Below are 2,390 nucleotides of genomic sequence, written 5' to 3'. Positions count from 1 at the left end.
ATCGACGACGTTCCACCCATGGGGGTCAAACGCCGGCGCGGCAGGCCAGCCTCATTCGCGACAATCAAAGGCACCGCCAGTTTGTCGCGCGCATTGCCTCGCCTGAACTGCTCCCTGAGAATGGGTTATTGCCTCATCTAAATTGCTCCCGCCGAATCAACCTCGGGAGCTGTGATGAGGAAGGTCAGCATGGCGACACGTGCGGAATTGGTGGCAGCGATCAGTTGTCGCTATGTGTTAGGCGGGCGGGCCGAGAAGGCGAGGATGTTAGACGAGTTCGTGGCGCTCACGGGCTTTCATCGCAAGCATGCGATGCGACTGCTGCGAGGAGAACGCAAACCGGCGAAGGGTGGTCCTCGGCCAGGGCGCCGGGTTTACGGCGACGACGTGCGGGCAGCGCTCGTCGTTGTTTGGGAGGCGTCGGATCGAATTTGCGGCAAGCGACTACACCCCCTGTTGCCAACACTAATCGAAGCGATGGAACGTCATGGACACGGCGATATGAATAGCGAGACGCGCCGGCGACTCTTGACGATGAGCCCAGCGACGATTGATCGGGTCCTCAAGGATGGTTCGCGAGCAAACGGTACTGATCACTGCGTTGGCCGAACTGCGCAAGTTGCTGCCGTTCCCGCTGCTGGGCTTCGACACCGATAACGACAGTGTGTTCATGAACGAGAGTGTTCATGAGTATTGCTTGCGCGATAATATCGAACTTACCCGTTGCCGCCCTTACCGAAAGAATGATCAGGCATTTGTCGAGCAGAAGAATGGCGCAATCGTGCGCAAGATCGTTGGATACCGACGCTTCGAGGGGCTGCGAGCCACTCGGGAGCTGGCCAAGCTTTATTCGTCAATGCGGTTGTTCGTGAATTTCTTTCAGCCATCATTCAAGCTGAAAGAAAAGCACCGTGACGGAGCCAAGGTGATCAAGCGCTATCATCGTCCTGCCACACTCTTCCAGCGGCTGCTTGACGACCCACGCACGCCGGAGGATACATGCCTTTGGCTCAAGGCGATGTACCTGACGCTCGAAGACTTTCTTTCTGGCTTACGGATTGCTTGGCGTGGTGGTGAAGTGAAACCGACTGCCAGCTCCAAGCCAGCGGCCAAGCGAGAGCGGCGGAGGCCCGATCCTCTACTCGCCGTCACTGCCGAACTCGAGGAATGGTTCGAGGCGGAGCCTTGGCGAACTTCGCGAGAGTTGCTTGAACGCTTGCAGGTCAAATGCCCCGGCGTGTATCCCGACGGCCTCATTCGGACCGTGCAGCGCCGAATGAAAATCTGGCGCAGTACACAGGCCATGCGCTGGTGTTCGGGCCATTCGCCGATGCCGCGCGGCAGACGGAAAGTATAGAGGTCGGGCAGTGAGATCATTACCGAACAATACAGGATCGTCATCCGCGCTCTTACCGCCAGGTTGGCCTTCGACAACCGACCCCACCGGAAAACATGATGACCGCCCGCGAAGCCGCCCGCTCGCTACAGCGCTATTGAGAGGCGCGCTCGCGAGCGGCTTCGCTACCTCCGTCACCTGCACCAGGTGCGGGGATACGATCGGAACAACCCGTGAGGCATTCGAAAACATCGAGTGAGCCAACGACATTATTCTCCGGGAACACTCTTGGGTGAGGCAATACGGCGTCTCATCCTGATCGCCGCCCCATAGGTCGCATAACTATCAGGCGTGCAACGGGTTCTGCAAGCAGCTACACCGCAATGGTTCCGTTGCCTGAGGCGGCGAAATCAGAAAGGCCGGCGGAAAGATTGGTTGGAATCGGAAATTCTGACGGCACCCTTCACGCTGCATGTCCAACACATCACTCGAACTGCTTAAATGAAGGCCAATTTTAGCGGGCTCCGCATGGCAAGCGGCAAGCTGGCGAGCCTCTGTGTCGGCCTGATGGTCGAGTGCAGACGATTGTCGGCAAGCCGTCGCCATATGGTGTTCGGCCATGCCTTGAGGGCATGATTGGATCTGGCTTTAGCATGCTGGGCGGCGGTCGGCAGGCATTAGGATCGAGGTTCCAAATTTGAATTTCCGGAGGACCGGCATCGATGTACCCAAGACGGAACCAGCCGCGCGATGACGATTCTCGCGAAGTAAGTGGGTGGATCGAAGGCGTGACCGGAGCTTTCGAGACGGACGCCTGGATCGACGACTACTATTCAGAGAGCCGAGACCTGGAACAGGATCCGAGCGACTTGCGCGGGCAGCAAGACGTCGATGCCGCAACGGAGACTCACGTGGCCTCAACCAAGGTTCGCGTCGGCGCCAAGCGTGGTCGCCCCGCCGACCGAGACATGCATCCTGATGACGAGACCCGCATCAACCAGTTCGCGGAAGCAGTCCGAAACTACGAAATTCTACCCGACGGTAGCGTCGGCCG

At 58.6% G+C, this 2,390-nt stretch carries 2 pseudogenes; both read left to right on the top strand.

The annotated features are described in order from the left end of the window. Positions 1 to 174: 174 nt before the first annotated feature. Positions 175 to 1,357 (top strand): annotated as a pseudogene (locus CO666_RS33275) (transposase). 701 nt (positions 1,358 to 2,058) lie between these two features. After that, positions 2,059 to 2,390 (top strand): annotated as a pseudogene (locus CO666_RS33265) (Ulp1 family isopeptidase); the annotation flags it as partial.

This window comes from Rhizobium chutanense (assembly GCF_002531935.1).
Lineage (GTDB): Bacteria > Pseudomonadota > Alphaproteobacteria > Rhizobiales > Rhizobiaceae > Rhizobium > Rhizobium chutanense.
Note: the sequence above shows the minus strand (reverse complement) of the source record. Positions and strands in the feature narration are given on the sequence as shown.